The following is a 5,767-nucleotide window of genomic DNA, read 5'->3' on the forward strand; positions in this document are numbered from 1 at the left end:
GGGCGGAGCGCACGTCGAGGGCGCCGACCGCCGCCGCGACCGCGATCGCGTCGTGCATCGCGCAGCACCAGGTGCCGAACGCGACGTCGCGGTAGAAGTCGCCGTAGTGCTGCAGGATCCGCGCCATGTAGCGCCCGGCCTCACCCGAGGCTGCCAGACGGTCCCGATGCTCGGGGGTGATCAGTGCGCGCATCGTCACGTCGAGGCCGGCCATGATGATCCGCCACGGCGCGCGGAACACCGCCGCCGCCGCCTCGGCGTCGTGCCAGACGTTCGCCTCGGCGACCGGGCTCATGTTGCCCGGGGCGAGCGCCGCCCCGCCCATGAGGGAGACCCCGGCGACCAGTTCCGGGAGCTCGGGATCGACGGCGAGCGCGGCCGCGATGTTCGTCAGCGGGCCGACGGGCACGAGCCACACCTCGCCCGGGTGGGCGCGGACGGTGTCGATGATCTGCTGAACGGCGCTCCTCGGCTCCGCCGCCCTGACGGGTTCGTCGTCGCCTGCGCCGCCCTGTCCGTCGTCGCCGTGCACCTCGTAGGCGAACTCGGCCGGACCCCCGAGCAGCGGACCCGCCGCGCCCTGCGCCACCGGCACGTCGCCGCGGCCGACGATGTCGAGCACCCGAAGGGTGTTGCGGGTGGCGAGCGGCACGTGGACGTTGCCCCAGACCGTCGTCACGCCGAGCAGCTCGATGTCCGGGTGCAGCGCGGCGTACATGATCGCCATCGCGTCGTCGACGCCGGTATCGCAGTCGAGGATCATCTTGGTCGTCATCGGCAGCCTCTCTGATCGTTCACCGCATTACCGCCTCACCGTTTCGTCGCGCCCGGGTGCGCAGCGCGCGGGTCCGCGCTGCGCGGCTCGCGAGCCGCGGCCGCGGCACACGGACCGGCCGGGTGCCGGTACGAGGTCGACGCTGTATGGGATCGTCGAAATCGCATGCGCTGGTTCAACGATCCCATACCGCGCCGACGATCTCGTGCATTCTCGCGCCCCGGGGTGCCGGGCCGGGCCGGAATCGGGCCGGAATGGGCCGGAATGGTGCCGGACCGGTCCGGCCCGGGGCTACGCCGCCAGCACCTCGGACTCGAGCCGCGCGTAGCCGGTCTCCATGCCGTCGACCATGCCGGTGGCGAGCACCATCTCGCGCGTCGCCGCGTCGGGATAGGTGATCACGTAGGCGAGCAGCGTGCCGCCCTCGACCGGGGTAAGCGTCATCTCGTTGAGCGTCTCGGGGCTCTGCTCGCCGTCGGGATCCTGCGGCGAGATCATGCGCTCGGTCGTGACCAGGCGGTGCGGCGCCGCCGCCTCGACCACGACGCCGACGAAGCCGAAGCGCTCCCCCGTCTCGTCGTTCTGCCACTCCGTGCGCAGCGACCGCCCCGGCTCGGCGCCGTACTCGCACACCGGCATGCTCCACCCGTCGGGGCCCAGCTGCCAACGGCTCAGCAGCTCCGCGTCGGTGTGCGCCCGCCAGACTTGATCCACCGTGCCCCGAATCACGCGCGAAACGCGCGCCTGCGTCTCTCCGATCAGCTGCAGTTCGGTGCCGCGGCCGGCGGCGAACGAGGCGAGATCCTCGACGATCGCATCGATCTGCCCCATCGCTGCGCGCATGCCCTCGATCTGGCCCATGGCCAGCACCTTCTCCATGTCCTCGAGCGAGGCATGGTGGCTGGTGCAGGTGAGCCTCGAGCCCAGGGCGGTCTCGGCGAACTCGAACACCATGCGCCCCTCGGGCATATCGGTGTTGGGCGCGCCGCCGTCGTGAGCGAAGCCGTCGCGCACCTCGTACGAGCGGCCCTCGTCGACGGCGATCCACTTCCAGTACCCCCAGAACCGCTCGCCCTCGGGGCTCGTCATGTAGTAGATCGACATCCCGCCGGGGTGGCCGTCGTGGCGCACGAAGGTCGCGGGGTACTCGGGCGGGCCCCAGAAGCGCTCGAGCTGGCGGGGATCGAGGTAGGCGTCCCAGAGCCTGCGCACGGGAACGGTGAAGTCGGCGACGACCTGCAGGGTGAGGGCGTCGGTGTCGGTGGTGACTGCGGTGACGGGCATGATGTCGTTCCTTCGGTTCTCTCGTCGCCCTGCTGCCGCGAAACGGGTCGCAGGATCTCTCGGGTGGTCAGTTGGTTTCGGGTTCCTCGGCGAGCAGCGCGTCGAGGCGGTCGATCCGGCCGCGCCAGAGCTGCTCGAAACGACCGAGCAGTTCCTGCGCCCGCCTGATGGTCTCGGGGTTGCCGCGCACGATGCGCTCCCTCCCTCGCGGGATCTTGGCGACGAGATCCGCGGCCTCCAGCACCGCGACGTGCTTCTGCACGGCGGCGAAACTCATCTCGTAGTCGCGCGCGAGCTCCGAGACGGAGGCCTCCTCCGTCAGCGTGCGGCGCACGATGTCGCGCCGCGTGGCGTCGGCGAGGGCCCGGAAGATCCGGTCCACCGCTGCGTCGTCGAGTTCATTATATACAACCATTTGGTTGCAAATTACGCCGGGGCGGGTCGGTCGTCAACCCCCTTGGACCGCGCAGGCTCAGGTGCCGGCGCAGGTGCAGCCGCCGCCGAACCGACGAGCGGACACCTTACTGACGAACGGATACGTTATTCGCGGTGAAGCAGGGGGCCACCGGTCACGAAGGGGGCCTTCAGCCACGAAGGGGTCTGCCGGCGGTAGCCCCGCGGCCGTCGCATGGTCGAGGGGGGCTCCGTCCGTCGGGATCGGGGCCGCTGCCACGCCCACCCTCCCGGGCGCACCCGGCGCTGCTGCGACGCAGGCGATTCGGGGGGCGGGCACGCGTCCTACTCCGCGGGCTCCGACGCCGCAGCCGCAGCCGCAGCCTCGCGCCGGCGACGCCGGCCGGCCGAGAACGCCCGCCACAGCTCGATCAGGATCGGAATGCCCGGGATCAGCACGAGCACGATGATGAATATCTCCGAGTACTCCTGCACGAAGGGGATCTGCCCCAGGAAGTACCCGATCAGCGTGACGCCGACGCCCCAGAGCAGTGCGCCGATCGCGTTGTAGACCACGAAGCTGCGGTAGCTCATGTGGCCCACGCCGGCGGCCGCGGGCACGAAGGCCCGGAAGATCGGCAGGAACCGCGCGATGATGATCGCCTTCGGGCCGTGCTTCTCGAAGAACGCATGCGTGCGCTCGATGTTCTCGGGGTTGAAGAAGCGGCTCTTCTCGCGTTTGAAGATCGCGGGACCGAGCTTGCGGCCGATCATGAAACCGAGCTGGTCACCGGCGAAGGCGAAGATGAAGAGCAGCAGGCAGGTGATCCAGATGGGAACGTCGATGATCGGCACGCCGTTCGGCCCTGTGGCGCTGAAGAGCCCGACGGTGAAGAGCAGCGAGTCGCCAGGCAGGAACGCGAGCACCAGCACGCCCGTCTCGAGGAATACGAAGGCGCAGGCGAGGATCAGCGCGGCCCAGCCGCCGGCCTTCAGCAGCGTCTCGGGGTCGAGCCAGTCGATGCCGAGGAGCGCAGGCGCGGCGAGCGCGGAATCGAGAAGCTGGAGCACCAGGGCAGTTTAGCCGTCGTTGCTGGGGGCGGGGTCATCGGACGCCCGGGCCTGCTCGGCCGATCCGGAGTCGGACACCGCACCCGCGTCTCCGGAGCCCGGCGCTCCCGCGCCCTTCCGCTTCTTCTTCCGCGGCGGCGCGAACAGAAACCAGCCGAGCGCACCGGATCCGCCGACGAACCAGACCGCCCACCAGGGGAAGCCCGCGGTCAGGCCGTCGCCGCCGATGACCTCCTCGCCGCTCGCTTCGGGGTCGGCGATCCGCACGGCATGCACCATGAAACGATGACTGTTGACGCCGATCGGCGTGCAGGTGAAGAGCGTGACCCAGTCCTCGCCCTCGACGATCTCGAGGGAATCCGTCTCGCCGGGAAGCACGGTCTCGGTCCGCTCTACCCGGTAGTGGTGGTCCTCGCCGAGCACGCTGATCCAGAAGGTGTCGCCGACCTGCGCCTGCGGCAGGCTCGTGAAGAGCTTCGCGTTCGGCAGGCCGGAATGCGCGGTGAGCACGGCCCGGGTCGACGGCCCGCCGACGGGCAGCGACGTCCCGTAGAGGTGGCCGACGCCTTTGGCGATCGTCTCGTCTGAAGTGCCGTGATAGATCGGCAGGCCGATGTCGAGGCGCGGGTAGCTGAGGGTGCCGACGGCGTCGGTACCGCTGACGCGCAGCATCTCCTCGTAGGCGAGGTAGACGTCGCTGCGCTGGGCCTCGTCCTCGCTCAGCGAGATGTAGGGATCGGTGAGCGGCCCGGGCTCGAGCTGGTCGTTGTAGTCGTAGGCGGCGTCGAGGATCCGCTGCCGCTCGGCCGGCGGCGTCGATGCGACGCGTTCGACGTATCCGGAGATCTCGGCGTTGTGCCCGAGCCGTGCGAACCAGTTCGCCGCATCGGGGTAGACGAGGAGCGCGATCCCGAGCATGGCGACCACCTGCAGGCCGATGTTCAGCGCGAGTCGTCTGCGGGCCCGCGTGCGCGGCTGCACCGGGGCGCTCACTGCACGGCGCGATCCTCGTCGCGCTCCCGACGGCGTGCCAGGATCATCGCGCCGCCGATGGCGAGGATGGCGCCGAGCAGGCCGATGCCCGCGATCCGGACGCCGGTCGTGGAGAGACCGCCGTCCTGGTCGCCGTCATCATCGTCGTCATCGCCTCCGACCTGCGGGCGCCACAGTTCGACCACCGCGATCTGGGGCTCGACGGTCGAGGTGACGGAGAGCGCGATCGGCGTCTTCGTCCCCCGGTACCCCTCCGGGATCTCGGTCAGGATCACGTAGTAGCTGCGGTACAGCGGATCGCTCTCGTCGCGCTCGAGCCCGTCGACGAAGTCGGAGAAGCGCAGGCCGTCGACCCGGATCTCGCCGTTCTCGTCGGTGGTCCATTCGCTCGTCCCGTCGACGACGATGGGGTTGCGGCCGGCCTTCGCGTCCTCGGCCGAGAGGAAGAGCCGGAACTTCGCGCCGGGGATCAGCACGTTCGGCTTGCCGCGCTCGTGCACCAGGATCGCGAGCGGCCCCCACTTCGTGACCGCGGTGTCGCTGACGGGCCCGGCAGAGCCGGGATCCCCGTCGATGCTCGCCCGATCCGCGTAGAGCAGGGCGCGGTTCCGCAGTTCGCCGTCGCCGAGCACGCGCGTGCCGTAGCCCACGGTGACGCTCGCGTCGGGGTGCGCCGAGACGGCGTCCTCGAGGACGCGGAGACCGGCCGCGGTGAAGTCGACGGTGATCTCGCGGGTCACGGGGTCGTAGCTGCGCGTGTAGTGGACGCCGGTCTGCAGCGGCGGGCACCCGGCGCAGTCGAGTGCGACGACGACCTCGCCGGCGGCGTCGCCCGGCGCACCACCAGCGGCCCCGACGAGTTCGAGCTTCGGATCGATCTCCTGCACGATCCGGTAGCCGTCGAGGACGGGCAGGTTCGGGATGCTGGATCGGGAGGTCCAGGAGACGGTGTCGCCCACCGCGACGGCGTCTGCGTCGCGCACGTCGAGCGAGATGCTGACGTGGGCGTTCTTCGGATAGACGTGGACGACCGTCAGACGGTCGTTGAGCGTCTCGGGGTTCGTGAGCGGCAGCGCGACGAGGAAGGGGGCGGCGCCCACGTATCCGGACGGGGTGACGGTCTCCTGCACGTAGTAGAGCCCGACGCCGAGCGGTGCGAGCGTCGCGTCACCTGCACCGTCGGTCTCATCGGTGGCCGCGATGGGCCGACCGGCGACGAGCGGGGCGACGGCGGCCGCGGTGAGTGCGGCG

Annotated in this window: 6 protein-coding genes; all 6 read right to left on the reverse strand. The window is 70.5% G+C overall.

Translation table 11 applies throughout. From position 1 onward, the window contains the following. A partial coding sequence (locus tag ACFPZL_RS09065) for a nucleoside hydrolase (protein WP_382335163.1) occupies positions 1-775 on the reverse strand: 775 nt, incomplete at its 3' end. 291 nt (positions 776-1,066) lie between these two features. Next, a complete protein-coding gene (locus tag ACFPZL_RS09070) occupies positions 1,067-2,059 on the reverse strand; it encodes an SRPBCC family protein (protein WP_218114653.1) in 993 nt (330 codons plus the stop codon). Between the two features lie 67 nt (positions 2,060-2,126). Beyond that, complete coding sequence (locus ACFPZL_RS09075; RefSeq protein WP_218114652.1) at positions 2,127-2,474, reverse strand: ArsR/SmtB family transcription factor; 348 nt, start codon at positions 2,472-2,474, stop codon at positions 2,127-2,129. A 323-nt stretch (positions 2,475-2,797) separates the two neighbouring features. Beyond that, positions 2,798-3,523, reverse strand: coding sequence for a VTT domain-containing protein (locus ACFPZL_RS09080; RefSeq protein WP_218114651.1), 726 nt, complete (start codon positions 3,521-3,523; stop codon positions 2,798-2,800). 9 nt (positions 3,524-3,532) lie between these two features. Next, positions 3,533-4,516 carry a class C sortase gene (locus tag ACFPZL_RS09085; RefSeq protein ID WP_236021980.1) on the reverse strand — a complete coding sequence of 328 codons (984 nt, stop codon included), beginning with the start codon at positions 4,514-4,516 and terminating at the stop codon, positions 3,533-3,535. After that, positions 4,513-5,767: SpaH/EbpB family LPXTG-anchored major pilin (locus ACFPZL_RS09090; protein WP_382335166.1), on the reverse strand; the 1,255-nt coding region annotated here is incomplete at its 5' end. The genes ACFPZL_RS09090 and ACFPZL_RS09085, both read right to left, overlap by 4 nt.

This window comes from Leucobacter soli (assembly GCF_042659205.1).
Classification (GTDB): Bacteria; Actinomycetota; Actinomycetes; order Actinomycetales; family Microbacteriaceae; genus Leucobacter; species Leucobacter soli.